Here is a 25,498-nt window from a genome sequence, read left to right on the forward strand (position 1 = left end):
CGAAGCAGGCAATCGGCAAGGCGTGACGTTTGGGGGTTACCGCCGCGGCGCCGCATAACGGGCGATGTCGGTCAGTTCCTGCGCCAGCAGCAGTTCGGCCGCCTGGCTGTTCGACAGCAGCGAACGATGGAGCGCAGCGAGCCGCTGCACCAGGCGGTTGAGGCGCTTGGCGTTCCAGCGCTGCATTTGCGTCCCAAGATCGCGCGCGTCGCGCCAGAACACGCGGCGGGCCTTTTGCTCAGTCTCAAGCAAGTCCTTGATCTTGCCGTTCGGTCCGAGGCGGGCGGTGAGCTGCGCCAGTTGCGCGGCGCGGCGCTCAAGCGCGAGCAATACGGCCACTGGATTGAGCGACAGCTCGTGCATCCGCCGCAACTCGCCTGGCAGCCGATTGACCTCTCCGGACAGCACTGCGTTGACCAGCGGCATGAAGCCGTCTTCCTCGGTCTTGGCGCCAATCGCGTCGAGCGCTTCCTCGCTGGCCTGGCGCGGCGCCTGGGCCGAAGCGTCGACATAGAGCGCGAGCTTGGTGACTTCGGACTGGGCGAGCCTCACATCGAGCCCGGCCGCTCGCGCGATGCGCTCAGCAAGATCGCCGCCGAGCCTGAGGCCGGCCGCATCGGCCATGCGCCGCACTTCCTCGGTCACCGACTTGAGGTCCGGCGGATGGAACATAGCTACCAGCCCATCGCCGCGACCTTCGAGGAGTTTGGCAGTGCGCGACTTGTCGGTGGCGCTGGTCGCCACGATCAGGATCGGGCAGGCCCCCTCGCCTTCCCCGGCGTCGATAACGTCGAGCAGGGTCTTTACCGCATCGTGCGCCTCGTCGCCGTTGGCGCTGACCAGGATGTGGCGGGTTCCGGCAAAGAGCGAGTTCGAGCGCGCCTCGTCGCCTAGACGCACGGGATCGGATTTCAGGTCACCGCCCGAAAAATCTACCCGCTCACCCGGGTCGGGCAGCATGGCGATGAGCCGGGCCGCGGCGGCGGCTGCGCCTGCCTCGTCCGGGCCGCAGAAGAACATGATCTTCGCCTGCTGCGCAGCGCGCGGCGCGACGGCGTTGAAGTCGCGCTGAGTGGCTTTCACGATTGCGAGCGGAGCGCGAGCATCACCCGGACCATGATCCGGTCGGAGACCTCGACGGCCAAGTTCTCGAGCGCGGTCTGTTCCGCGGCAATCGTCGCAAATTCCGACGAAACCACGTCGATGCCGGCATCCGAGCCCGCCGTCGCATCGAGCAGGATCGTGCCGTTCGACAGATCGACCAACTGGTAGCGGGCGCGCAGCGTCCGGCGCTCGCGCGACACGGTCTCGTCGGTCAGCAGGCCGAGGCTTTCGAGCTGGTCGTCGAGCAGCACGTCGAGCCGATAACGCGGCGTCGCGGTACTGCCGCCCTGCGCCAGCCTGTCCTTCAGCGCATTGCGCACGAGCCAGCCTGCGCGTCCTTCGATCGGAGCGACTTCCACCGCCGCGATCCCCTGCGCAACGGCCCCGTCACCACCGCCAGCGTACATCGGCTGCAGGCCGCAGCCACCCAGCGCTCCCAGCAGCGCGAGAGGCGCCAGCAGGGACGCGGCCCGCCTCATGCGACGATGTTAACCAGCCTGTCGGGCACCACGATCACCTTGCGGACCTGAGCTCCATCAAGGGCACGCTGGACTTTCTCGCTCGCGAGCGCAAGCGCCTCAAGCTCGGGATTGGGCAAGCCCTTGGCCACGGTCAGGGTGTCGCGCAGCTTGCCCTTCACCTGCACGGCCACGGTGACCTCGTCCTCGACCAGCAGCGCTTCGTCGACCGGCGGCCAGCTCGCTTCGGACACCAGGCCGTCGAACCCGGCGTTGTGCCAGGCTTCTTCGGTCAGGTGCGGCATCATCGGCGAGGCGAGCAGCATCAAGGTCGCGATGCCTTCGCTGCGCGTGGCCGAAGCCGGGGCCTTTTCGACCGCCGAGGTGAACTCGTAGATCCGTGCCACTGCCTTGTTGAAGGCAAGCGATTCGATGTCCTCACCGGCGGCGGCGATCGTTTGGTGCTGCTTGCGCTGCAACGCCTTGTCCTCGCCGGTCGCGGCGGCGTCGTACTGGCCGAACAGGCGCCACAGGCGCTGGACGAAGCGGCCGCAGCCTTCGATGCCGCTTTCCGACCACGGCAAGTCGCGCTCGGGCGGGCTATCGGAGAGCATGAACCAGCGGACCGCGTCGGCTCCGTAGCGTTCGACCATGTCGTCCGGGTCGACCACGTTCTTCTTCGACTTGGACATCTTGATGACGCGGCCAACGGTGACCGGGGCGCCATCGGCCTTGAGTACGGCGCCCTCGGTGCCGCGCTCGATCTCGGCCGGGCCGAAGTAGATCGGCTGGCCGTTTTCGGGGTTCTTCCGCTCGTAAGTCTCGTGCGTCACCATGCCCTGGGTGAACAGGCTGGCGAACGGTTCGGCCACGTCGATCTTGCCGATGTGCTTGAGCGCGCGCGTCCAGAAGCGGGCGTAGAGCAGATGCAGGATCGCGTGCTCGATGCCGCCGATGTACTGGTCGACCGGCAGCCACTTGGCGACCTCGTCACGGTTGAACGGCTGGTCGGCTGGTTGGCTGGCGAAGCGCAGGAAATACCAGGAACTGTTGACGAAAGTGTCGAGCGTATCGGTTTCGCGCTCGGCCGCGCCGCCGCACTTGGGGCAGCTGACATGCTTCCAGGTCGGATGCCGCACCAGCGGGTTGCCGGGAATCGAGAAATCGACGTCTTCGGGCAAAGTAACCGGAAGCTGGTCCTTCGGCACCGGCACCACGCCGCAGTCAGCGCAATGGATGAACGGGATCGGTGTGCCCCAATAGCGTTGGCGCGAAACGCCCCAGTCGCGCAGGCGCCACACGGTCTTGCCCTGGCCCCAGCCGCCACTTTCGGCGCGCTCGATGACGGCGCGCTTGGCGTCGGGGACGGTCATGCCGTCGATGAAGCCCGAATGGACCAGCACGCCCTCGCCGGCTTCTGCCTCGGTCAGCGGCGCATCGGCTTCGGCCGCCGAAGCGGCGACCACGCGAATGATCGGCAGCTCGTATTTGGTGGCGAACTCGAAGTCGCGCTGGTCGTGGCCCGGCACGGCCATGATCGCGCCGGTGCCGTAGTCCATCAGCACGAAGTTGGCGATGTAGACCGGCAGCCGCTTGTTCGGATCGAACGGATGGACCGCCCCGATGCCGGTGTCGAAGCCGAGCTTCTCGGCGGTTTCGAGCTCGGCCGCTGTAGTCCCGCCAGCGCGGCACTTCTCGATGAACTTGGCCGCATCGCAGTTGGTCTGCGCGACAGCCTCGGCCAGCGGATGATCGGGCGCGACCGCAACGAAGCTGGCGCCGAAGATCGTGTCCGGGCGCGTCGTGTAGACGTCGAGCGTATCGCCGTTGGTCAGGTCGAAGCGGAACTGCAGGCCCTGGCTCTTGCCGATCCAGTTCTCCTGCATCAGCCGGACTTTCTCCGGCCAATGTTCGAGCGTGCCGAGGCCGTCGAGCAAGTCCTGCGCGAAGTCGGTGATCTTGAGGAACCACTGGTTGAGCTGGCGCTTCTCGACCACCGCGCCCGAACGCCAGCCGCGCCCGTCGACGACTTGTTCGTTGGCCAGCACGGTCTGGTCGACCGGATCCCAGTTCACCGCGCTCTGGCGGCGATAGACCAGGCCGCCTTCGTACATGTCGATGAACAGCGCTTGCTCGTGCCCGTAGTACTCGGGATCGCAAGTGGCGATCTCGCGGCTCCAGTCGAGCGCGAAGCCGAGGCGTCGGAGCTGGGCCTTCATCGTGGCGATGTTCTGGTAGGTCCACCCGGCCGGGTGCACGCCTTGTTCCATGGCGGCGTTTTCGGCCGGCATGCCGAACGCGTCCCAGCCCATCGGGTGCAGCACTTCATGCCCGGTCATGCGCTTGTAGCGGGCGAGCACGTCACCCATCGTGTAGTTGCGCACGTGGCCGATGTGGATGCGCCCCGAAGGATAGGGGAACATCTCGAGCACGTAGCTCTTGGGCCGATTGCTGTCGCTGTCGGCCTCGAAGCAGCGCGCTTCGTCCCAGGCACGCTGCCAGCGTCCGTCGGCGTGCGACGGATCGAAGCGCTGCTCGGTCATGGTGTGGTTCCTAAATTAGTCCGGAAATCAGGCGGTCATCCAGCCGACGCGGCGCGGCGCAAATCGCGTGCCTTGGTCAGGATGATGTCCTCGAGCTTCTGCACGGTCGCCGCCTGCACAGGCGCTTCGACCCAGGTTCCGCCCTGCTGAACCTGGCGGCTCGCCGCGATGCGCAGCGCGTCGGCGCGCAGATCCTGGTCGAGGATCGAGACCGAAACCTTGACCCGCTCATTCGGGTTCTGCGGATTGGAATACCAGTCCGTCACAATCACTCCGCCCGAGCTGTCGGCCTGCGTCAGCGGCATGAACGACAGCGTCTCGAGGCTGGCGCGCCAGAGGTAGGAATTCACCCCGATATAAGTGACTTGCGAAGCCGCGAGGTCAGCCTTGGGCTTCTCTTGGGTCATGCCGCAGGCCGCTAGGCCGAGCGCCAGTGCGCCGAGCGTCAGGCCGCGAGCGCAAGCCTGGACAGAATCCCGGCGAAGATACGTGACGGTGGTGGTCTGCAATGCCATTCTCGGTCCTAAATCCAGCTACGGGCCCGCGTGATCCGAGTGCGCTCTATAGCCCGTGATGGGCAAGCGGCAAGGTGCCACGCGTGTCTCCTGAACAAGGACATCGGCCCGTGAACGCGAGCTTAATCCTTCGCGTCTGCGTTAAGCTATTGTTGAGCCTCTGCAACACTCTGCGAAAAGCGGCGCCAAGGGGTTGCTCTTGCTGGCAAACCAACTGCGGGTAGCATACCTTCACAGATGTGAGGCGAGTCGCAGCCGATTCATCAGGCTGCTGGTTCGCGGGCGTCAGGCACCATTCAGGTGGTCTGGCGTTATAGAGTTAACAGGGAAAACGGGGCTGGAATCCGTGTCGAAGAAGATGGCCACTCGCAAACGGAGCCGCTGGGCAGCGATAGCTGCTGCTGGCGTGCTCGTGTGCGCCGGGTTGCCGACTGCCGGGCTTGCGCTCGGCGCGCTCGACAACGATGCCCGTCTCGTCACGGGTGGCAGCTTCGTCACCCTTACCCCCGCTTCGGTCGATCCTCAGCTCGCCGCCTTCGTGGCCAAGCACACCGATGGCGGGGCCCGCCTGATGCGCTTCACGCCTGCTGGCGTGGCCGAACGTAGCAGCCGCTCTGTGACGGTTGCGGTACGCGTGAACGCGGACGAAGCCCGCGCGATTTCGGTGCGCGGTGCCATCGCCGCGGCGCTGGACCAGGTTGCCAGCGACGCCGGTGCCCGCATCGCGCCGACACGCTACAATCTCGGCATTTCGCGCGGATATCAGAACTTCGCCAAGCCGGAGCCGTCGCCGGCGCGTATTTCGAACACGCTCTCGGACGCCAGCATTCCTGACCTGGTCGAGATTAAGCCCGCGACCGAGAAGGTTGAGCAGAGCCGCTTTGCACCGCGCGTCGAGATGGAACAGCAGGCCAAGACCGGCTCTACCCCGCGGACCATCGATTCGCGGGCAGACCAGATGGTGGACATCGGCGCCGGTTATCGCGTGACGCGGAACCTCGATGTTACCGCCGGTGTGCGGTATTCGCAGGAACGTGACCGTCTCGCTCCGGTGGCTGCCGCCCCGGCGAAGGACAACCAAGCAGTCTACGTCGGAACCCAGTTCCGCTTCTAAGCCATTCAAGAAGTAGCGCGCGGCAAAACCCCGCTTCGGCGGGGTTTTCCTTGCGTGCCGCCGGACCCGGCTTAAGGTCTGGGGAATCCAGTAGGCAAGGGAGCGGACATGGCACGCGTTGCAATCGTTACCGGTGGAACTCGCGGAATTGGCAGAGCGATCAGCGAAGCGTTGAAGGCCGATGGCCTGACTGTCGTCGCCAACTATGCGGGCAATGAAGAAAAGGCCCGCGCTTTTACCGATGAAACCGGCATACCCGCTTACCGCTGGGACGTGGGCGAGCACGAAGAAGTGCTCGAAGGCTGCAAACGTGTGGAGCAGGAGGTCGGCCCGATCGATGTCCTGGTCAACAATGCCGGCATCACCCGCGACGGGACCCTCCTGAGAATGAGCTTCCAGGATTGGCACGACGTCATGCGGATCAATCTTGGCGGATGCTTCAACATGGCCAAGGCCTGCTTCCCGGGCATGAAGGACCGTAGCTGGGGCCGGATCGTCAACATCGGCTCGATCAACGGCCAGGCCGGGCAATATGGCCAGGTCAACTACGCCGCGGCGAAGAGCGGCATCCATGGCTTCACCAAGGCCCTGGCGCAGGAAGGGGCGCGGTTCGGCGTTACCGTGAATGCCATCGCCCCGGGCTATATCGACACAGAGATGGTCGCCGCCGTGCCGGAAGCGGTGCTCGAAAAGATCGTCGCTCGCATTCCTGTCGGGCGCCTTGGCCACGCGGAAGAGATCGCTCGCGCGGTTGCGTTCCTGTCGTCGGAAGACGCCGGATTCATCACCGGGTCGACCATGTCGGTCAACGGCGGCCAGCACATGTATTGAACGGGTGGCTACGCCGTACCACCCCCCGGTCAAGCGCTCGGTAGAGATCGCCGGTCACAAGACCTCGATCAGTCTCGAGCCCTATTTCTGGTCCTTGCTGAAAGCCGCGGCCGAGCGCGAGGGCGTTCCTATCAACGCCCTCGTCGCCCGGATCGACGTGGAGCGGATCGCAGTCGATGATCCGCCGGGCTTGGCCGGGGCTATCCGGATCTGGTTAGCCGTAGAGCTCGCCCGTCAATAAGTGGACGGCGGATCGCTGGCCGGAAAGCTCTCGTCGCTTGCTTGGTCAGCCGCGGTCCATTCGCGCCGGGGCTTGTCGCCCATGGCCTCGGGGCCGGCATCGCGCACTTGGGCGAAGTTATCGTCAACCGGGTGGTCATTCGCGAAGGCAGCGCGACCGTTATTCTTCGATTTTTCCATATACTTGTAACCGACGAAGCCCAGAACTCCGAGTGCGGCCAACCTGATAAGTCCCATGATGCAACCATCCTTTCTGCCCACGCCAAACGCGCAAAAGAGGCGAAGGTTCACCGAATCTTATGCCAGTCTCGTCTAGTCTCACGGCACGCCCAATTAGGTTGACCGCGATGTTCAACGCTTCATAGTGAGACGCACAGTGAGCAACCGCAAACCCATCCGCAAGGCGGTGTTCCCCGTCGCAGGCCTCGGAACCCGGTTCCTGCCCGCGACCAAAGCCATTCCCAAAGAGCTGCTGCCGATCGTCGACAGACCGCTGATCCAGTACGCGGTGGACGAGGCGCGCGAGGCGGGGATCGAACAGATGATCTTCGTCACCGGCCGCGGCAAGACGGCGTTGGTCGAACATTTCGACATTGCCTATGAACTAGAGACCACCATGGGCGAACGGGGTAAGGACCTCTCGGCGCTCGATTCCACGCGCTTCACGCCCGGCAACCTGGTGACAGTGCGCCAGCAGGTCCCGCTCGGCCTCGGCCATGCGATCTGGTGCGCGCGATCGATCGTCGGAGACGAGCCGTTCGCGATCTTGCTGCCCGATGAACTGATGGTCGGGAAACCGGGCTGCATGGCCCAGATGGTCGAGGCTTATAACGAGGTCGGCGGGAACCTGATCTCGGTACTCGAAGTGCCGCGGGAAGAGGTGTCGAGCTACGGCGTCATCGATCCCGGTGCGAGCCAGGGCGCGCTGACCGAAGTGCTCGGCCTGGTGGAGAAACCGCCGGTCGACCAGGCGCCTTCGAACAAGATCATCTCCGGGCGCTATATCCTGCAGCCCGAAGTCATGCGCACGCTCGAAAACCAGGAAAAGGGTGCCGGTGGCGAAATTCAGCTGACCGACGCCATGTCCCGCATGATCGGTGAGCAGCCGTTCCACGCGGTGACCTTTGCCGGGGACCGCTACGACTGCGGCAGCAAGATCGGGTTCGTCGAAGCCACTCTGGCGCTGTCGCTGGGCCGTGAGGACATCGGTGCCGAAGTGCGGCAGATGGCGGAGCGCCTGCTCGCGCGGTAGCCGCCATCAAAAAAGGCGCCGGTTGGCGCCTTCTTCAATCTTCGTTCGAAGCTGAGATCTTATTCGCCGCCCTGGCCGCCCTGGCCGACCGCAACCTGCGCCAGCATGTAGGGGCGCGGATCGACCGCTTCACCCGAGACGCGGACTTCGTAGTGCAGGTGCGGGCCAGTCGAACGGCCGGTGGTGCCGATGTAGCCGATGAGCTGACCCTTGGTCACTTGCTCGCCAGCGGCAACTGCGTAGCCCGAAAGGTGCGCGTAGCGGGTCTGAAGTTCGCCGCCATGTTCGATCTGGATGTAGTTGCCGTAGCTGCTGAAGCGCTCGGCGCGGGAAACGACGCCATCGGCGGTCGCGTAGACCGGAGTGCCCATCGGGCCGGCGAGATCGATACCCTTGTGATTGCGGCGGCCGCCCAGGACCGGGTGGACGCGCATGCCATAGTCGCTGGTCATGGTGACGCCGTTCACCGGCATCATCGAGGGGATCGACACCTTGGTGCGCGGGGCGGTGGCGATGCCGGTGGTGTCCATCGAACGCCAGCTGGCGAAGAGTTCGGCAAATTCGCGGTCGCCGGTGCCGGTGGCCGCGTTCTGGGCGTCAACCGCGCCTGTAATCTGCGTCGCGGCAGCCGTTTCGTTGGCCTGAGCCGGATTCGCCACGAGGGCGAGGGCAAGGCCAAGGAATGATCCGAGCTTGAAAAACATGCGACCGTTTTTCCCCATCCAAACCGGCCATGCTTTCCGCAAGACCGGCGACTTTCGTTTCGGACCAATCGGCTGGCGCACTGTTTTAATTGCGCTCATGTCCGGTCCGGACTGAATTATTTTGAGATGGTCGGAACCCCCCGCCGTCTCGATGAGTAGGGTCTACGGGCGAGAAAGTTAACTAGGCAACACCGGCGTAGAAATCGCGCGGTAGACCGGCTGCGAGACGCGCTGAGTCGTTGAATGGAGGCTTCAGGGACCCCCTGAAGTAATGATTCACTAACCATTTCCAGTGCGATTCCGGCGCATTGCCGCGCGTTTGGCAGTGCGTTTTGAAGTGCCTTGCCCCGGCCGCGACGTGCCGGATTTCGTCGTCAAGGATTCGCTGGAGGATTCGCGCGCCGCCGTTATCGCCTTGTTCCAGAAGGCGTTCCCGCATAGGCGGCGTGACGTCGAGACCGCGCGCTTCGAGCACCATCGGCACTACGGCGAGTCGCGCGGCGACGTCATGCCTCGTTTCATGGGCCGCCTGCCACAGTCCGTCGTGCACCGGCAGCGCGCCGTAGTGCGAACCTAGGGTCCGCAGCTTCCGTTCGATGAGCGTGAAGTGCATCGCTTCGTCGGCCGCGACCGCGATGAAGTCGCCGACGAACTCCTGGTCCATCTCACCGCCGAAGCGTCCGGCCATGTCGAGCGCAAGGTCGATGGCGACGAACTCGATGTGCGCCAGCGAATGCCACAGGGCGATGGCCGCCCGTTGCGAGCCGCCCTTCTTTCGCTTGGCCATGTGCCTTGGCGCCAACAGCTCAAGCCCCGGAACAGCAGCGGGCCGCTCCGGCATCGGTGCGGCGAAATCCCACGCCAGATCGCCGCGTCGCCAGGCACGGGCGAGGGCGCGGGTCGCCTTGACCTTTTCCCGGGGCTCGCCGGTCGAGAGCGCGCTGGCAATCGCTTCGGCGACGGAAGTCACAGCGCCTTGGCCGCCTCCAGCACTTCGGCGGCGTGACCCTTGACCTTCACCTTCTCCCACACGCGGGCAATCCGCCCCTCGGCGTCGATCAGGTAGGTGGTTCGCTTCATGCCCATGAACAGACGGCCGTAGAGGCTCTTCTGGTCCCACACGCCCAGGACATCCGACAGGCCACCGGTTTCCGCGTCGGTCGCGAGCGGCGCGGTCAGGCCGTACTTTTGGGTGAACTTCACGTGCTTCGCCGGCGGATCCTTGCTCACCCCCAGCAAGGCCGTGCCGGCCGCCTCGAACTGCGGTTGCAGGTCGGAAAAGTCCTTGTTCTCGACCGTGCAGCCGGGGGTGTTGTCCTTGGGATAGAAGAACACCACCAGCTTTTGGCCGCGATAGTCCGAAGCACGGACCGGGCTGCCGTCGGGCCGTTCGAGGGCGATGTCGGGGAAAGGGTCGCCTACGCCAGCTACGTTGCTCATGGTTCGATCTCCAATTCTTCGCCGAACAGATCGGCCCAGGTTGCGGCAATCCCATGGCGCGAGGCGGACAGCGCTTGCAAGAGGTGGGCGTAATCCGGCTGCTCGCAAGCCGCCGCCAGGGCCGCCTGGGCTTGCGCAGGTGGCTCGATGCAGTCGGGTGCCAGCAAGCGCGCCGCGACCAGCAGGCGGGCCTGCAGGGCGAAATAGGCGGCAAACTCGGGCGGCAGGAAGCCCGCGTCGATGAGCTCGCCTATGGCCTCCACGAGCCTGGGGTTGAAGGCGCGGCGTTCACGCAGCTGGAGGAAATGGACGATGAACTCGCAATCGACCAACCCGCCACGATGGAGTTTGGCGTCGAGTGGGCCAGCGGGCGGTTTGTGCGAGGCCATGTCGGCGCGCATCGCCAGTACGTCGGTGTGCAGCTTTGCCGGATCGCGCGGGGTTTCGAGAACGTCGCGCACGATACCGGCGAGGCGCTCGCGAGCCGTGGCCGGACCGTAAACCGGCCGGGCGCGGCATAGCGCCATGTGCTCCCAGGTCCAGGCGTCCTCGCGCTGGTAGCGCTCGAAGCTATCTAGGCTGACCGCGATCGGCCCCTGATTGCCCTGGGGCCGTAGTCGGGTGTCGACCTCGTAAAGCGCCCCTTCGGCGGTGGCGACACTCAAGGCTCCCGTGACGCGCTGCGCCAGCCGGTTGAAGTAGAGCGAAGCGGTGAGTGGGCGCTTGCCATCCGACTCCAGGCCGATCTCGCCGGTGAACAGGTAGACGATGTCGAGATCTGAGGCGTGGGTCAGCGCCCCGCCCCCTAGGCGGCCGAGGCCCAGCACCAGGATGTCGTCGCCCGGCACCCGGCCGTGCACTCGCTCGAATTCCGCCTTCGCTGCATCGGCCGCGGTCGCCAGCGCCGCTTCGGCGACACGCGACAGGCCGGCGGCGATGGCCATCGGATCGTGCTGGGCCTCGATCAGCTGGACGCCGAGGGCGAAACGCTCCTCGCCGACGATCTGGCGAATTCGGTCGAGCTGGCGCTCGTAGTCGTCGCCTACGTCGGTTGCGCGCATGCGGTCCGCGAGGTCCTCGACCGAGCCGGGCAGATCGAACGCGCTGCTGTCGATCAGTCGGTCGAGCAGTTCCGGGCGGCGCGCCAGTTCGTCGGCCATCGGGCGGGCGAGAGTGAGGATGCGCAGGACGAGCGCGAGTAGGCCTGGCCGTTGCTCGAACAGACGGAACAAATTCACAGCGCTCGGCAGGCGGCCGATCAGGCTCTCCCAGCGGGTCAGGGCATGGTCGGGGTCCGGCGCCTGGGCCAGTGCGTCGATCAGGTCGGGCAGGATGACATCGAAGGCCGCGCGCGATTCGGCGCCGCGGAGGCTGCGGATGGTCTCGCGCCAGTGCGCGGCGCGTTCCTGGAGCTGTTGCCGCACTTCCGGATCGATCGCGGCGCGCGATGGGCTCGTCGGCTGCTCGCCTTCACCCAGCAGCTGGTCGTAACGCTCGGCGACCTGGGCGCAGATCCCGCGCAGCTCCTCGATCAGCTCCGCCCCGTTCGCCAGTCCATCGAGCCGGGCGACATTGTCGAGCGCGGCCTCGTCGGTCGGCAGGGAGTGGGTCTGACGGTCATCGACCATCTGCAGCCGGTGTTCGATCATCCGCATGCGATCGTAGGACTCGCCGAGGATGCGGGCGTCGCTCTCGTCGATGATGCCCTCTTTCGCCAAGGCGTCGAGCGCAGCCCGTGTGCCGCGCAGCCGCAGCGCCGGGGTGCGGCCGCCGTAGATCAGCTGGTGCGTCTGGGCGAAGAACTCGACCTCGCGAATCCCGCCGCGGCCGCGCTTGATATCGAAGCCCGGCGCCGGCTCGCGCGGGCCGCCGAAGGCCTGGCGGATGCGCGCGGTCAGGCGGCGGATCTCCTCGATCGCCATGAAGTCGAGGCTGCGGCGCCAGATGAACGGGCGCAGCGCGGCGAGGAACTCTTCGCCTGCGGCAATGTCTCCACTGGACGCGCGCGCGCGGATGAACGCCGCGCGCTCCCAGGCCAGGGCCGAGCTTTCGTAGTGGCTGAGCGCGCCGTTGAAGGGGATCGCCAGCGGGCTGACCTCGGACGCGGGGCGCAGGCGCAAGTCGACGCGCATGACGTAGCCGTCGCCGGTCTGCTGGCTGAGCATTTCGACGATGGTCCGGGCATAGCGCTGCGCCGCTTCGCCGGGCTCGTCGCGGTCGAGGCGCGGCAGCGTCTGCGGGTCGTAGAGCAGGATCGGATCGATGTCGGAGCTGTAGTTGAGTTCACCTGCGCCCTGCTTGCCAAGGGCGATGGCGCTGAAACCCCGTGGCTCGGCGTCGGGCACCCGGCGCGCGATCGACGCAGTGATCGCCCGGTCGAGCGCATAGTCGGCGAACCCGCTGAGTTCGGTCATCACGCGCGTCAGCGAGAAGTCACCGGCGAGATCGCCGATTGCGACCGTAGTCGCGAGCGCAAGTCTCTCCCGGCGCAACGCGACGCCCACATCCGGCGCGCCTTCGCCCGCTCGCCGTGCCGCAACTATCGCCGCTTCGCCGTCACCCTGCGCGAGCAGCTCGGTCAGGTCGGGCTGGCGCGACAGGGCCAGATTGAGGAAGGGGGAGTGCGCTTGCGCCCGTTCGATCGCTTTCTGCCATGCGGTACTCATCGGGCCTGACTGCATGGGCCAGGCAACAAGGGCAAGATTAATGGTTGGGACATTGGTTGCGGCGGAGCGGCGGCTTTGCCAAAGGCATGGGTCTAGCCAGCGAGGTCGTACTCATGCTCAAGATTGTTAGTGCGGGTGTTCTTTCTCTCGCCGCTGCCGCCAGCGCGATGGCTGCAGGGGGTAGCGTTCCCCAGGTCGCCGCTGGGCAGATCTCCGAAGCCACGGTGAAGGAGGGTACTCGCGTCCTCTCCCTCGATGAGTTCGAAGGCCGCGCACCGGGTACTCCTGGCGAGGAAAAGACGGTCGCTTACCTGGTAGAGCAGTTCACCAAGGCGGGTCTCAAGCCGGGCAACAACGGCAGCTGGGTGCAGGACGTGCCGCTGGTCGAGATCACCGCCAGCAACTTCAAGCCGCTGACGATTGCCGGCAATGGCACCAGCAAGGGCTATACCATCGCCAAGGACTGGGTCGGCGTTACTTATCGTGAACAGCCGCGGGCTGACCTGGCGCCGAGCGAGATCGTGTTCGTCGGCTACGGCATCAACGCGCCGGAGAAGGGCTGGAACGACTATGCCGGGGTCGACATGCGCGGGAAGACCGCGCTGATCCTGATTAACGATCCGGACTACATGTCCGAAACGCTTGAAGGTCAATTCAACGGTAGGGCGATGACCTATTATGGCCGCTGGACCTACAAGTTCGAAGAAGCCGCGCGCCAAGGTGCGGCAGCGGCGATCATCGTGCATGACACGTTCCCCGCTGCCTATGGTTGGGGCACAGTCGAAAGCTCGTGGACCGGCCCGCAGCCGCACTCGGTGCGCAAGGACGGCGGGGCCGACCAGACGCAGGTCAACGGCTGGGTGCAGCTGCCGGTGGCGCGCGAGATCGCCCAGGCGGCGGGCAAGAACCTCGACGACCTGATCGCCGCTGCCGGCAAGCCCGGCTTCAAGGCGATGCCGCTGGGGATCACCGCCTCTACCGGGTTCGACAACGCGATCCGCCGGTTCGATTCGAAGAACGTCGTCGCCGTGCTGCCGGGCAAGACCCGTCCCGACGAATACGTGCTGCACACCGCGCACTGGGATCATCTGGGCCGCTGCACGCCGAACGCCGCGGGTGACGACATCTGCAACGGCGCGATCGACAACGCCACCGGCACCGCGGCGCTCGTCGCGCTCGGTGAAGCGCATGCCAAGGCTGGTCCTGCCGACAGGTCGCTGCTGTTCGTCGCGGTGACGGCCGAGGAATCGGGCCTGCTCGGCTCCGAGTATTTCGCCGACAACCCGACGGTTCCGCTCAATCACATCGTCGGCGGTCTCAACATGGACGCCCTGTCGCTCGCCGGACCGGCGCGCGATGTCAGCGTGATCGGCGGCGGGAAGAGTGAGCTCGACGACTACCTCAAGGCGGCGCTGGCGGATCTCGGCCGCGTGGCTACGCCCGATGCCTCGCCGCAGGCCGGGTATTACTATCGCTCCGACCACTTCAGCTTGGCCAAGCGCGGGGTGCCGATGTTCTACGTCAAGAGCGGGCAGGACCTGGTCGACGGTGGTCGCGAGGCGGGGAGGGCGTTCGAGGCTGCCTATCGCGAGCGGGCCTATCACATGCCCGACGACGAGTACGATCCCAACTGGAACTGGGGCGGGGTGGTGCAGGACTTGCAGCTGTTCTACCGCCTCGGCCGCACGCTGGCCGAAGACGACAAGTGGCCCAACTGGCTGCCCGGCGACGAGTTCCGCCGCATTCGCGATGACAGCTGCAAAGGTGAAGGAGGCTGTTGAAGCCATGACCGTGTACATGCCCGCCGAGTGGGCCCAGCAGGACTGGATCTGGATCGGCTTCCCCGCCGACGGGTCGCTGTGGGAACAGGACCTGATCCCCGCGCAAGAGCAGATGGCGGCCTTCGCCAACGCCGTGGCGGAGACCGGCCAGGAAGTGCGCCTCGTCGTGCGGGATGCCGCCAACGAGGCACGGGCGCGCGAACTGGTGAGCGCGAGCGTGGTGTGCGAGCGGCACCCCTTCGGCGACATCTGGATTCGCGACTCCGGGCCGTTGGTGCTTTTCGACGGCGAAGGGCACCGCTTCGCGCAGCGCTTCGGTTTCAACGGTTGGGGCGGCAAGTTCATCCTCGATGGCGACCAAGATGTCGGCGCATCCATGGCAAAGGCCGGGCAGTTGCCGGCGACAATGGCCGACTGGATCCTCGAGGGCGGGGCAATCGACACCGATGGCACGGGCCTGGTGGTCACCACGGAGCAGTGCCTGCTTCACCCGAACCGCAATCCGCAGCTGACCAAGGCCGACATCGAGCTGCGCCTGCAGCGCGACCTCGGGTTCGACCGCATCCTGTGGCTCGGAGACGGACTGCTTGGCGACCATACCGACGGACACGTCGACAACCTCGCGCGCTTCATCGCGCCGGGTGTCGTCGCGATCCCGGTGCCGAGCGGGACCGACGATCCCAACGTCTCGGTCTACGCCGATGCGCGGGCGCGGGCGCTCGATTTCGGGCTCCAGGTGCGCGACGTGCCTTCGCCGGGACGGATGGACGAGGCCGGCATCGTCGAACCGGCGAGCTACATGAACTTCGCGATCTGCAACCAGGTCGTGGTGGTGCCGACCTACGGTTCCTATCACGATGACGAGGCCGTCGAGGTTATCGCCGACCTGTTTCCGGGCCGTGCCGTCGTGGGTCTGCCAGCCGAAGCCGTGCTCACCGGCGGGGGCAGCTTCCACTGCGCCAGCCAGCACGCACCGACGGTGGTTTAGGACTTTCTTAAGTTCCGGGGGGGACACTGCCTGACATGAGCAAAGCTATTGCCCTTACGCGTACCGCCGCCCGTCATGGCGAAGAGATTGCGCGGCTGGTGATCGTCCTCGCCAGCGCCGCGGCGCTGATCCTCGCCGGGCCGGCACTACCCTTCTAAGAGCTGGACGGCCTCAGGGCTTGCCCGCGTAAGCCAGGTAGACCAGCGGATAGGGGCGTCCTTGCGAATCCGTCGCCGAGCCGCCCGTGCGCACGAAGCCTAGCGATTCATAAAACGGCAAGGCGTTCGAGGCCTGCTCGCTCGCATCGACCGTGGCGTTTGGGGCCATGGTCAGCGCGTGATTGACCAGCTTGGTGCCATAGCCCTGCCCATGAACCGCCGGATCGACGAACAGCGCGTCGATCATGTCGCCGTCCATGGCGAGGAACCCGACCGTCTGCTCGCGTTCGTCGAGCGCCAGCCAAAGCTCGGCTTCCGGAAGCCAACCGGCGAACATCGCATCGATCTCGACACGATGTTCCGGTGTCAGGAATTCATGCGTGGCATCGGTCGCATCGCGCCAGATTTCCAACGCGCGCGATACATCTGCAGGAACTCCGAAGCGAATGCTCACCGCAAGTCGGGCGGCGTCGCCTCGGCCTTCAACAGGGTGATCGCTTCGTCCAGGGTAAGGATACGCTGCTCCTGTTCGCCCAGGGTGCGCAGGGCGACAGTGCCTTCTTCGGCCTCGCGCTTGCCGACGACCAGCAGGTGCGGGACTTTATGCACCGAATGCTCGCGCACCTTGTAGTTGATCTTCTCGTTGCGCAGGTCGGTTTCGACGCGGATGCCCGCCGCACGCAGCTTGTCCGCGGCTTCGGTTGCATAGCCGTCGGCGTCGGAGACGATCGTTGCCACCACCGCCTGGACCGGAGCGAGCCAGACCGGCAGCTTGCCGGCGAAATGCTCGATCAGGATGCCGATGAACCGCTCGTAGGAGCCGAAGATCGCGCGGTGGAGCATGATCGGGCGGTGCCGCTCGCCATCCTCGGCGATATAGCTCGCGTCGAGACGGTCGGGCAGCACGCGGTCGGACTGGATCGTGCCGACCTGCCAGGTGCGGCCGATCGCGTCGGTCAGGTGCCATTCGAGCTTGGGCGCATAGAACGCGCCTTCGCCGGGTAGCTCTCCCCAACCGTACTCTTCGGTGTTGAGCCCGGCGGCAACAACCGCAGCGCGCAACTCAGCTTCGGCCAGGTCCCACATCTCCTCGGTGCCGAAGCGCTTGTCGGGCCGCAGGGCGAGCTTGATGTGATAGGTGAACCCGAAGTCCTTGTAGATCCGGTCGGCGAGCGCGCAGAACTTGCGCACTTCGTCGACGATCTGGTCCTCGCGGCAGAAGATGTGCGCGTCGTCCTGCGTGAACTGGCGCACGCGCATCAGGCCATGCAGCGCGCCGTGCGGCTCGTTGCGGTGGCAGCAGCCGTTCTCGTAGAAACGCAGCGGCAGGTCGCGGTAGGACTTGATGCCCTGGCGGAAGATCAGGATGTGCGCCGGGCAGTTCATCGGCTTGAGCGCCATCCAGTCGGCGGCGTCGGATACCAGCGGCCCCTCGTCCTCGACGTTGGGGACTTCGTCGGGGATGACGAACATGTTCTCGCGATATTTGCCCCAGTGGCCGGACTGTTCCCACTGGCGGGCGTCCATCACTTGCGGGGTCTTGACCTCGCGATAGCCGGCTTCGTCGATCGCGCGGCGCATGTAGGCCTCGAGCTCGCGCCAGATCAGGTAGCCCTTGGGGTGCCAGAAGACCGAGCCGTGCGCCTCTTGCTGCAGATGGAACAGGTCCATCTCCTGCCCCAGCTTGCGGTGATCGCGCTTGGCCGCCTCTTCCAGGCGAACGAGGTGCTCATTGAGCTGCTTCTTGTTGAGCCAGCCCGTGCCGTAGATCCGGCTGAGCATCGCGTTCTTCTGGTCGCCGCGCCAATAGGCGCCCGACACGCGCGTCAGCTTGAAGGCCTGCGGATCGAGCTTGCCCGTGCTGGGCAAGTGCGGCCCGCGGCACATGTCGAGCCAGTCGCTGCCCGAGCGGTAGATCGTCAGCTCTTCGTCAGCCGGCAGTTCGGCCGCCCATTCGGCCTTGAAGCTTTCGCCATGATCCTTGAACCAGGCGATCAGCTGGTCGCGCGTCCAGGCCTCGCGCGTCAGCGGTTTGTCTGCCGCGATGATCTCGCGCATTTTGGCTTCGATCGTGGGCAGGTCTTCGTCGGTGAACGGCCCGCGCGCACCGGGTGCGAAGTCGTAGTAGAACCCATCCTCGGTCGCGGGACCAAAGGTGATCTGCGTGTCAGGCCACAGCGCCTGCACCGCTTCGGCAAGAACGTGGGCATAGTCGTGCCGCGCCAGTTCGAGCGCATCCGCCTCATCCCTCGAGGTGACCAGAGCGAGCTGCGCATCGCCTTCGAACGGTCGCGCAAGGTCGCGCAGCTCGCCGTTGACGCGGGCGGCCAGGGCCGCTTTCGCGAGGCCCGGCCCGATCGCCGCGGCGATATCCGCAGGCGTCGAACCCGGTGCTACTTCACGCACGGAACCATCGGGCAAACTAATCTGGAGCATCTCGTTCAATCTGAATCCGTAAGGTTTTGCGCGACGCGCCATGACACAAGCGAGAGCGCTTCGGAAGATCGCGCGGACCTAATGATGCTTCGCGTGGGGAATGCCAGTTTGCAACACCAACGCAAAAACTTAGAACCTGGACGTTATTTAAGAACAAGACGGTTGAATTTCGACCCTTTTCCGTTAAATCCCTGCCCGCCAAGTAGGGGAGTCTCGAAAGATGAAGTTTAAGAACGCACTGGCGGCCATTGCCCTGTCCAGTTTCGCTATTGCCCAGCCGCTCGCCGCCAGCGCAGCTCCGGTCAGCATCGAGCGCACCAGCTCGGTCAGCTCGGAAGAAGAAGCCATCGGTGGCGCCAGCACGCTGTGGATCGTGTTCGCCGCTCTCGGCCTGACCGCGCTGATGATCGTGCTCCTGACCGACGGCAGCAAGGATCCGGTCAGCCCGTAACGCTGACTTGGCAGACTTGAATTTGGAGAGGCCCGCTGAAAAGTGGGCCTTTTCTTTTGTCCGGCGCTTGACATTTATAACCATATAGGTTATATGCCCCGCCGTCAGTTGACACCTGACAAGCGACGGGGGCGGGAGCGGTAGCGCTTCGTTCTCACTCCCGCAGCTAAGGCCGGCGCCCTCTCGTGACATCGTCAGAGGGTGTCCAGCGTAGGATACGGGGATGACAACCGTTGGCGGGACCTGCGAGCCCTAACCGCCAGTGCCTCCTATCCGACAGGGCCGAGCAGCGAGTTTTGGTCGCAGCCCTCGCCGCCGTTCGCATTCCATGCTCGCGCAAGGCAATCCTGTGACGCCCAGGCCGCGCCGGCCTTTGCCCGTCCGCGATTTCACTTGGCGTTAGGCCCGCGTTCGCCAGCGGGCGTTCCCGCTTGCCCTCAATCTCCGCCGTCCGGTTCGTGGTGAGCTTGTCGAACCACGCTGGCGCTGCGCTCGCGTCCTTCGACAGGCTCAGGACGAACGGAAAAAGGGAAGGAATATGTCACGCAAAGGCGCAAAGGCGCGAAGAGGTAGCTCGACACCTCTCCCCCTTTTCGTCATTCCCGCGAACGCGGAAACCTAGGGCGGAACAGCGCACGAGAGCTGACTGGGTCCCCGCGTTCGCGGGGATGACGAAGGGTGGAGTTTGATCTTCGCGCCTTTGCGCCTTTGCGTGACCCAAAATCCTCCCTGTCGCGCAGCGACGGAGAGGATCGGGATCTAGCTAGTCGGAACCGAAAACGTCCCCGAAACCCGGCCGCTCTGCGAACCGCGCGGACCGGCGCCGCCGTCTACGGTCGACAACCCGCTGTTGAGGTCGATCACCAGGCGCCCGCCGTTGAGCGTATCGCCTCCGCGCCGGAGCGAAACTCCGCCCGACAGGATGATCACGCGCCGGTTGAAGTCATAGACGCCGGCCGCGCCCTTGGCGGTCTCGTCACCGCGTTGCACGGTCACGCCGCCCGTCGCGTCGATGCGCTGGATCTGCAGCGATTCCTCGTTGGTATAGGCAACCGTGGTGCGCGCTGCGGTCAGCTTGAGGTCGCCCTGCGTGATCACGACATTGCCCGACAGGATCACGCGGCTTTGCCGGCCCTGCAGTTCGATCCTGTCCGCCGCATAGTTAACCGGCTGGTTCGAATTGAACCCGGCGATCCCCTGCGCCCCAGCGAGCGAGGAGAAACACAGCGCCACGAGACCCGCGGCAGCAAAGGCCCCCGCAAACGAGCGCGCGGCAAGACTTGAAAGCGAGCGAGTGCGGGCAGTCATGCAGCAGTCCTTACGCGGGCGACGAGTTCATGCAAGGCCATGGTCAGGGCATCCTCATCTGGCCGGGCACCATCCGTAGCCGCGCGTTCCCGTCAAGCGCGACCACGCGCTCTTCGAGGTTGGCGTCGAGCCGGTCGGCGGAGAAGGTCCCCGCCGGAACAGCGCCCTGGACCCCGCCGGCGCCCTGGACGGTGCGGTTCGGCAAGTCGATCGAGACGTTGCGCATGACCATGTTGTAGCCATCCGCGGCGTTGAAGCGAACCACGCCGTCGATCGCCACCCTCTGGTCCTCGATGTAATAGCGGCCCGCCGGAGCCACGAGCAGCGCCGGGCCGCCGGTGAGCTGAATTTTCGCGGTAAGGTTCGAAAGCTGGACCACAGGGTCGGTGGCGCTGTGCTGGACAGCTTCCCCGGCCTGGAGCGTGTAGGGGCGATCCTTGCTGTCCCGTCCACGATACATCGCATGGTCGACGCGCAGGCGATCGTCCGCGATGGCGGCCTTGTTGCGGTCGAGCATGAAGCTGACCTCGCCGCGCGGGCCCAGCGGAGTGATCAGCATCAACGCCGCAACTGCGCCGACCAGCGCGGGCAGGCCGATCGCGAGCACCCGCACAGTGCGGTCGAACGAACCGCCCGGTGCTGCAAATGCCCGGCGCCGGTCGCGGATATTGTCGGCTTGCTGGCTCATCGCTCCTTACCGGTTAACCTGGGGGCCGGTTAGGCCGGAAACTCAGTCGTGAGTGAAAATGTCCTTGTCGGCCCAGCCGGAGAGATCCAGCCTGGCACGTGTCGGGAGGAAATCGAAACAGGCCTGGGCCACTTCGGTGCGCCCTTCGCGGGCCAATCGCTGCTCGAAGATCTCAACCATGCGATGCAGATAGCGCACGTCCGATGCCGCGTATTCGCGCTGCGCATCGTTGAGGACCGGGGCGCCCCAATCGCTCGACTGCTGCTGCTTGGAGATTTCTTCGCCGAGCAGTTCGCGGACGAGATCCTTGAGCCCGTGGCGGTCGGTGTAAGTCCGCGTCATCTTGCTGGCGATCTTGGTGCAGAACACCGGCGCGGCCATGACGCCGAGGTAATGTTCGATCGCGGCAAGGTCGAAGCGGGCGAAGTGATAGAGCTTCACCCGCGCCGGATCGGCCAGCACGGCCTTGAGGTTCGGCGCGTCGTAAGCGCTGCCCACGGCGAAGCGGACCAGGTGTTCGTCACCCTGCCCGTCGCTGATCTGCACCAGGCACAACCGGTCGCGCGGGGTGATGAGACCCATCGTTTCGGTGTCGACGGCGACCGGGCCCGGCGCGAGCACGCCTTCGGGGAGGTCTTCTTCGTGAAAATAGACTGCCATTCCGGGCAGCCTTAGGCGGATTGGGGATAGAGGGAAAGAGGCGCTGGCCGCCCGTGTTCGCGGCACCTAGTTTCGCGGCGATGAGCGAGACTGTTCCCGATAGCTGGCGCCCGGCGCTCGAAGCCGTGCTGCAGACCCCCGAGGCGCGGCGCCTGGGCGGCTGGCTCAAGCAGGAAGAAGCGAGCGGCAAGGCGATTTTCCCGCCACGCGGCCAGCGGTTGCGGGCGCTCGAACTGACGCCGCTCGATGAGGTGCGGGTCGTGATCCTGGGGCAGGATCCTTATCATGGGCCGGGGCAGGCGCATGGGCTGTCGTTCTCGGTGCCGGAGGGCGTGCAGGTGCCTCCCTCACTGGTGAACATCTACAAGGAGCTGGAGAGCGACCTCGGCATTGCCCGGCGTTCGAGCGGTAACCTTGAGCATTGGGCGAAACAGGGCGTGCTCCTGCTCAACAATTCGCTGACCGTCGAGGCGGCCAAGGCTGGGAGCCACGCCGGCAAGGGCTGGGAGGAGATCACCGATGCGGCGGTGGCCGCCGTGGCGCAGCGTGAGGCGCCGAGCGTGTTCATCCTGTGGGGCAATCACGCGCGCAAGAAGGCGGCGCGAGTGGCCGAGCTGGGGCCCGGGACGCGGCATCTGGTGTTGACCTCGCCGCATCCGAGCCCGCTTTCGGCCTATGCGGGGTTCTTCGGATCGAAGCCGTTCAGCAAGGCCAATGCCTTTCTGGAGGCACAGGGGCGCGGCACGATCGAGTGGTAAATCCTCCCCGAGCTCGTCTCGGGGAGGTGGCGGACGCCGCAGGCGGCTGACGGAGGGGTCGGCGGAAGAACGCAACACCCCTCCACCATTCGCTTCGCGAACGGTCCCCCTCCCCGAGCAAGCTCGGGGAGGATCTAAGCCTCGGCCAATCCCATCCACTCGTAGGCCGACGTCTCCGGCCCGCTCTCGTTGACCGTGGTCCGCCGCATGTCGCGGCGGTATTCGTTCGACAGTAGCGGCGTCGCGGCGTGCATGGTGCAGCGATTGTCCCAAATCACCAGGTCATGCTGCCGCCAGTGGTGGCGGAAGACGAACTTGTCCTGCGTCGCGTGGGCGTAGAGTTGTTCGACCAGCGTCTCGCCCAAGGTCTCGTCCAGGCCGATCACGCCGATGCAGTGGCCGCCGACGTAGAGCGCCTTGCGGCCATAGGGCATCTTGCGAACGAGCGGATGATCGACCGGCGGGAAGGGGATGATCTTGCGCATCTCGGGCGTGATCTCGCCCTTCAGCCCGGCGCGGCGGCGGCCTTCCCAGAAGTCGTGGACGCCGATGAGATCTTCGATCTGGATTTTCGTGCTGCCCGGCAGGTCGTCATACGCGGCGCGCGCGTCGGCGAACAACGTATCGCCCCCGGCCTCGGCAGGCGGCGTCTCGTGGCCGAGAAGCAGCGACCACTTGGTCGGCATGGCGTGGAATGAACTGTCGGTGTGAAACCGCTCGGCGCCCTGGGCGAGCTTATAGCCCTCCGCGCCATAGGCGATGATCTCGCCGTCCTTGTCGATATTGCCGGCGTAGAACAGGTCGAGGTCGATCACTCGCTTGCCCTGCGGCCGCGCTGCACCGGGGATGCGGCTGGGAATCTCGAGTGGGCCGAAAGAGCGGCTGAAGCGCTTGTGCTGTTCGTCGGTGATCTGCGCGTCGCGAACAACCAGCACCCCGTATTGCGCCATCGCCGCTTCGACGGTTTCGATCAGTTCGGCATCGGGTTCGCAGGTGAGGTCGGCGCCGGTCAGTTCGGCGGCGAAGAGGGGGTGTAGCGGTGTCACTTCCATCCGCGGCAAATAGTTGATTGGAACAACTGTTGCAAAAGGAACCGCCTCGGACGACACGGTCAGGTGTGGGAAAGACACTCGATTGGGGGATCCTCGAAGGATCGGTCGGGCCGCGCGTGCGGCTGTTGCGCAATGCCTTGTCGGCACGTTCGATAGCGGTTTCAGCGCCGTACGGTTTGCCGACCGGGTCGCTCACGGTGCTGGCCCTGATCGCGGCCAATCCGGGAAGCTCGCAGAGCGCGCTGGCTCAGCGTTCGGGTCTCAACAAGTCGGCGCTGGTCGGGATCGTCGATCAGCTCGAGACTCGCGGGCTGGTCGAGCGCGGACGGGTGGCGAACGACCGGCGGCGTTACGAGGTCTCGGTCACAGTCGAGGGTGAGCGGACGATGCAGGCGCTATTCGCGGCGGTGGATGCTGAGGAGAGGGCGATCCGTGAAGCGCTGGGCCCGAATGAGCTGGCGACGCTGCTGGGGTTGCTCGACCGGACGATCGGGGCATTGGAAGACTGACGCTACCGCGTCAGGGCAACCGTGTGCCGTGCGTTTCGCGAACCGGGATGCCTGTCGGATCGAAGCCCTCGAGGCAGAACACGTTGATCCCGTAGTGGTCGGGCAACATGCGCTTCCGATGGAAGGGATAGATGCCGCAAGTCCCGCAAAAGAAGTGTCGCGCAACTTCGGTGTGGAAGCGGTATTCACGCAGCGCGTCTTCGCCAGCGAGTAGCTCGAAGCGGTCCTCGTGGACGGCCACCATCAGCGCGTTCTTGCGGCTGCAGATCGAGCAGTCGCACGTGGTCAGCTCGGGAAAGTCCGTGGTCACGGCAAAGCGCACCGCGCCGCAGTGGCAACTTCCTTCGTAGCGGGCTGGAAGGCGGGAGCTAATCTTCTGATCCCCCGCCCTATCCTTAGCGCGGCAGTTCGCTCACGCCCATCAGCGCCTCGTCCACCGCGCGGGCGCACTGGCGGCCTTCGCGGATGGCCCAGACGATCAGCGACTGGCCCCGGCGCATGTCGCCGCAAGCGAAGACGTTCTCTTCCGAAGTGGCATAGTCGACCACGTTGGCGTCGACGTTGCCGCGGTCGGTCAGCTTGACGCCCGACTGGGCGATCATGCCCGGCTTCTTCGGACCGAGGAAACCCATCGCCAGGAAGATCAGGTCCGCCTTGATCACGAACTCGCTGCCCGGAACTTCCTTCATCTGGCCGTCGACCCACTCGATGCGGGCGCACTTGAGGCCGGTGACCTGGCCGTTTTCGCCGACCACTTCCTTGGTCAGCACCGACCAATCGCGGTCGACGCCTTCTTCGTGGCTGGAGGAAGTGCGCAGCTTCATGGGCCAGTCGGGCCAGGTCAGGTGCTTGTTTTCCTTCTCGGGCGGCTTGGGCATGACCTCGATCTGGGTCACGCTCTTGGCGCCCTGGCGGTTCGAGGTGCCGACGCAGTCGGAGCCGGTGTCACCGCCGCCGATCACGATCACGTCCTTGCCGGTGGCGACGAGCGTGCCGCGCGGGGCGGCGCGCTCTTCGGCGTCGCCGGCGTTGCGCTTGTTCTGCTGGGTCAGGAATTCCATTGCCAGGCGCACGCCCGGCAGTTCCGAACCCGGAATGGTCAGCGGACGCGCATCCTCGGCGCCGCCGGCCAGGACCACGGCGTCGAAGTTCTCGCGCAGCGACTTCATCGACACGTCGACACCCACTTCGGTGCTGGTCTTGAAGGTCACACCCTCGGCTTCCATCTGCACGGCGCGCCGGTTGATGAGGTGCTTTTCCATCTTGAAGTCGGGGATGCCGTAGCGGAGCAGGCCGCCCACGCGGTCGGCCTTCTCGAACACCGTCACCGAATGGCCGGCACGGGCGAGCTGCTGGGCCGCTGCAAGGCCTGCCGGGCCGGAGCCGATCACCGCCACGCTCTTGCCGGTCTTGTGCGCGGGCACTTGCGGCTCGATCCAGCCTTCCTTCCACCCGCGATCGACGATGGCGCATTCGATCGACTTGATGGTGACCGGCTGGTCGATGATGTTGAGCGTGCAACTCGCCTCGCACGGGGCGGGGCAGACGCGACCGGTGAATTCCGGGAAGTTGTTGGTCGAATGGAGATTGTCCAGCGCCTCGCGCCAGTCGCTCTCGTAGACGAGATGGTTCCAGTCCGGGATCATGTTGTTCACCGGACAGCCGTTGTGACAGTAGGGAATCCCGCAATCCATGCAGCGCGCTGCCTGGTTCTTGATGCCCTCTTCGCTGTGGGGAACCACGAATTCGCGATAGTGGCCGATCCGCTCCTGCGGATCCGCATAGCCACGATCCTGCCGCTCGACTTCGAGGAAGCCTGTTACCTTACCCATTTCGTGTGAC

General features: G+C 65.4%; 27 protein-coding genes. 10 read left to right on the top strand and 17 right to left on the bottom strand.

Features of this window, described 5'->3' with window-relative positions; genetic code table 11:
- Positions 1-36: 36 nt before the first annotated feature.
- Genes holA through ASD76_RS14425 form a run of 4 tightly spaced genes read right to left on the bottom strand, consistent with a single transcriptional unit; the run spans position 37 to position 4,620 of the window.
- The gene (gene holA / locus ASD76_RS14410) at positions 37-1,083 is read right to left on the bottom strand and encodes a DNA polymerase III subunit delta (protein WP_055924545.1); all 1,047 of its coding nucleotides are present in this window, start codon (positions 1,081-1,083) and stop codon (positions 37-39) included.
- Positions 1,080-1,583, bottom strand: coding sequence for an LPS assembly lipoprotein LptE (gene lptE, locus ASD76_RS14415; protein WP_055924548.1), 504 nt, complete (start codon positions 1,581-1,583; stop codon positions 1,080-1,082). The genes holA and lptE overlap by 4 nt, the downstream gene beginning before the upstream one ends.
- On the bottom strand, positions 1,580-4,105 hold the full coding sequence (gene leuS / locus ASD76_RS14420) for a leucine--tRNA ligase (protein ID WP_055924551.1): 2,526 nt from the start codon (positions 4,103-4,105) through the stop codon (positions 1,580-1,582). The genes lptE and leuS overlap by 4 nt, the downstream gene beginning before the upstream one ends.
- A gap of 35 nt (positions 4,106-4,140) precedes the next feature.
- Positions 4,141-4,620 (bottom strand): DUF3576 domain-containing protein, encoded by a 480-nt coding sequence (locus ASD76_RS14425; RefSeq protein ID WP_055924554.1) that lies wholly within the window; start codon positions 4,618-4,620, stop codon positions 4,141-4,143.
- Between the two features lie 346 nt (positions 4,621-4,966).
- Here ASD76_RS14425 and ASD76_RS14430 point away from each other — a divergent pair, with 346 nt between their 5' ends.
- The 3 genes from ASD76_RS14430 (at position 4,967) to ASD76_RS14440 (ending at position 6,806) form a co-directional block, all read left to right on the top strand.
- Positions 4,967-5,734: a hypothetical protein gene (locus tag ASD76_RS14430; RefSeq protein ID WP_162249676.1), complete on the top strand. Its 768-nt coding sequence runs from the start codon at positions 4,967-4,969 to the stop codon at positions 5,732-5,734.
- 108 nt (positions 5,735-5,842) lie between these two features.
- Complete coding sequence (gene phbB, locus ASD76_RS14435) at positions 5,843-6,565, top strand: acetoacetyl-CoA reductase (protein WP_055924560.1); 723 nt, start codon at positions 5,843-5,845, stop codon at positions 6,563-6,565.
- Positions 6,566-6,569: 4 nt separating this feature from the next.
- Complete coding sequence (locus ASD76_RS14440) at positions 6,570-6,806, top strand: ribbon-helix-helix domain-containing protein (RefSeq protein ID WP_055924563.1); 237 nt, start codon at positions 6,570-6,572, stop codon at positions 6,804-6,806.
- Here ASD76_RS14440 and ASD76_RS14445 read toward each other — a convergent pair.
- Positions 6,800-7,042 carry a hypothetical protein gene (locus ASD76_RS14445; RefSeq protein WP_055924566.1) on the bottom strand — a complete coding sequence of 81 codons (243 nt, stop codon included), beginning with the start codon at positions 7,040-7,042 and terminating at the stop codon, positions 6,800-6,802. The genes ASD76_RS14440 and ASD76_RS14445 overlap by 7 nt on opposite strands.
- A 139-nt stretch (positions 7,043-7,181) precedes the next feature.
- Here ASD76_RS14445 and galU point away from each other — a divergent pair, with 139 nt between their 5' ends.
- Positions 7,182-8,057, top strand: a complete 876-nt coding sequence (gene galU, locus ASD76_RS14450; RefSeq protein ID WP_156457747.1) for a UTP--glucose-1-phosphate uridylyltransferase GalU — start codon at positions 7,182-7,184, stop codon at positions 8,055-8,057.
- A gap of 59 nt (positions 8,058-8,116) precedes the next feature.
- Here galU and ASD76_RS14455 read toward each other — a convergent pair whose 3' ends face one another.
- The 4 genes from ASD76_RS14455 to glnE form a co-directional block, all read right to left on the bottom strand.
- Positions 8,117-8,761, bottom strand: coding sequence for a M23 family metallopeptidase (locus tag ASD76_RS14455; RefSeq protein WP_235506771.1), 645 nt, complete (start codon positions 8,759-8,761; stop codon positions 8,117-8,119).
- 181 nt (positions 8,762-8,942) lie between these two features.
- Complete coding sequence (locus tag ASD76_RS14460) at positions 8,943-9,731, bottom strand: ferritin-like domain-containing protein (RefSeq protein ID WP_055924576.1); 789 nt, start codon at positions 9,729-9,731, stop codon at positions 8,943-8,945.
- Entirely contained in the window at positions 9,728-10,201 is a 474-nt protein-coding gene (locus ASD76_RS14465; RefSeq protein WP_055924579.1) for a peroxiredoxin, read from the bottom strand. The genes ASD76_RS14460 and ASD76_RS14465 overlap by 4 nt, the downstream gene beginning before the upstream one ends.
- Positions 10,198-12,867 (bottom strand): bifunctional [glutamate--ammonia ligase]-adenylyl-L-tyrosine phosphorylase/[glutamate--ammonia-ligase] adenylyltransferase, encoded by a 2,670-nt coding sequence (gene glnE / locus ASD76_RS14470; RefSeq protein WP_055924581.1) that lies wholly within the window; start codon positions 12,865-12,867, stop codon positions 10,198-10,200. The genes ASD76_RS14465 and glnE overlap by 4 nt, the downstream gene beginning before the upstream one ends.
- Positions 12,868-12,980: 113 nt before the next feature.
- Between glnE and ASD76_RS14475 the strand changes: the two genes are divergently transcribed.
- From ASD76_RS14475 to ASD76_RS18770, 3 genes are read left to right on the top strand one after another with little or no spacing between them, the layout of a single operon-like run.
- Positions 12,981-14,648, top strand: a complete 1,668-nt coding sequence (locus tag ASD76_RS14475; protein WP_055925863.1) for a M28 family peptidase — start codon at positions 12,981-12,983, stop codon at positions 14,646-14,648.
- Between the two features lie 4 nt (positions 14,649-14,652).
- On the top strand, positions 14,653-15,636 hold the full coding sequence (locus tag ASD76_RS14480) for an agmatine deiminase family protein (protein ID WP_055925866.1): 984 nt from the start codon (positions 14,653-14,655) through the stop codon (positions 15,634-15,636).
- Positions 15,637-15,671: 35 nt separating this feature from the next.
- A complete protein-coding gene (locus ASD76_RS18770) occupies positions 15,672-15,794 on the top strand; it encodes a hypothetical protein (RefSeq protein ID WP_268760339.1) in 123 nt (40 codons plus the stop codon).
- 13 nt (positions 15,795-15,807) lie between these two features.
- Here ASD76_RS18770 and ASD76_RS14485 read toward each other — a convergent pair whose 3' ends face one another.
- Together ASD76_RS14485 and thrS are read right to left on the bottom strand one after the other, a co-directional pair.
- Entirely contained in the window at positions 15,808-16,248 is a 441-nt protein-coding gene (locus tag ASD76_RS14485; RefSeq protein ID WP_055924584.1) for an acetyltransferase, read from the bottom strand.
- Positions 16,245-18,230: a threonine--tRNA ligase gene (gene thrS, locus ASD76_RS14490; protein ID WP_414826694.1), complete on the bottom strand. Its 1,986-nt coding sequence runs from the start codon at positions 18,228-18,230 to the stop codon at positions 16,245-16,247. The genes ASD76_RS14485 and thrS overlap by 4 nt, the downstream gene beginning before the upstream one ends.
- 220 nt (positions 18,231-18,450) lie before the next feature.
- On the opposite strand from thrS, the gene ASD76_RS14495 reads away from it, so the two are divergent.
- Complete coding sequence (locus ASD76_RS14495) at positions 18,451-18,681, top strand: hypothetical protein (protein WP_055924589.1); 231 nt, start codon at positions 18,451-18,453, stop codon at positions 18,679-18,681.
- A gap of 759 nt (positions 18,682-19,440) precedes the next feature.
- Here the strand turns inward: ASD76_RS14495 and ASD76_RS14500 are convergent.
- The 3 genes from ASD76_RS14500 to ASD76_RS14510 are packed head-to-tail and all read right to left on the bottom strand — an operon-like array spanning position 19,441 to position 21,337.
- The gene (locus ASD76_RS14500) at positions 19,441-19,989 is read right to left on the bottom strand and encodes an LptA/OstA family protein (RefSeq protein ID WP_082553871.1); all 549 of its coding nucleotides are present in this window, start codon (positions 19,987-19,989) and stop codon (positions 19,441-19,443) included.
- A 43-nt stretch (positions 19,990-20,032) separates the two neighbouring features.
- Positions 20,033-20,677, bottom strand: a complete 645-nt coding sequence (locus ASD76_RS14505) for a hypothetical protein (protein WP_055924593.1) — start codon at positions 20,675-20,677, stop codon at positions 20,033-20,035.
- Positions 20,678-20,719: 42 nt separating this feature from the next.
- Positions 20,720-21,337: a ribonuclease D gene (locus tag ASD76_RS14510; protein ID WP_055924596.1), complete on the bottom strand. Its 618-nt coding sequence runs from the start codon at positions 21,335-21,337 to the stop codon at positions 20,720-20,722.
- Positions 21,338-21,417: 80 nt separating this feature from the next.
- On the opposite strand from ASD76_RS14510, the gene ung reads away from it, so the two are divergent.
- On the top strand, positions 21,418-22,095 hold the full coding sequence (gene ung / locus ASD76_RS14515) for a uracil-DNA glycosylase (RefSeq protein WP_055924599.1): 678 nt from the start codon (positions 21,418-21,420) through the stop codon (positions 22,093-22,095).
- Positions 22,096-22,229: 134 nt separating this feature from the next.
- On the opposite strand, the gene ASD76_RS14520 is transcribed toward ung, so the two are convergent.
- Positions 22,230-23,147, bottom strand: a complete 918-nt coding sequence (locus ASD76_RS14520) for a TauD/TfdA dioxygenase family protein (RefSeq protein WP_055924602.1) — start codon at positions 23,145-23,147, stop codon at positions 22,230-22,232.
- A 65-nt stretch (positions 23,148-23,212) separates the two neighbouring features.
- On the opposite strand from ASD76_RS14520, the gene ASD76_RS14525 reads away from it, so the two are divergent.
- The gene (locus ASD76_RS14525; RefSeq protein ID WP_055924605.1) at positions 23,213-23,656 is read left to right on the top strand and encodes a MarR family winged helix-turn-helix transcriptional regulator; all 444 of its coding nucleotides are present in this window, start codon (positions 23,213-23,215) and stop codon (positions 23,654-23,656) included.
- A 10-nt stretch (positions 23,657-23,666) separates the two neighbouring features.
- Here the strand turns inward: ASD76_RS14525 and ASD76_RS14530 are convergent, their stop codons facing one another.
- Positions 23,667-23,978, bottom strand: coding sequence for a GFA family protein (locus tag ASD76_RS14530; protein WP_235506774.1), 312 nt, complete (start codon positions 23,976-23,978; stop codon positions 23,667-23,669).
- Positions 23,979-24,051: 73 nt separating this feature from the next.
- Complete coding sequence (locus ASD76_RS14535; protein WP_055924613.1) at positions 24,052-25,488, bottom strand: glutamate synthase subunit beta; 1,437 nt, start codon at positions 25,486-25,488, stop codon at positions 24,052-24,054.
- Positions 25,489-25,498: the final 10 nt, after the last annotated feature.

The sequence above is a fragment of the Altererythrobacter sp. Root672 genome (genome assembly GCF_001427865.1).
Lineage (GTDB): Bacteria > Pseudomonadota > Alphaproteobacteria > Sphingomonadales > Sphingomonadaceae > Croceibacterium_A.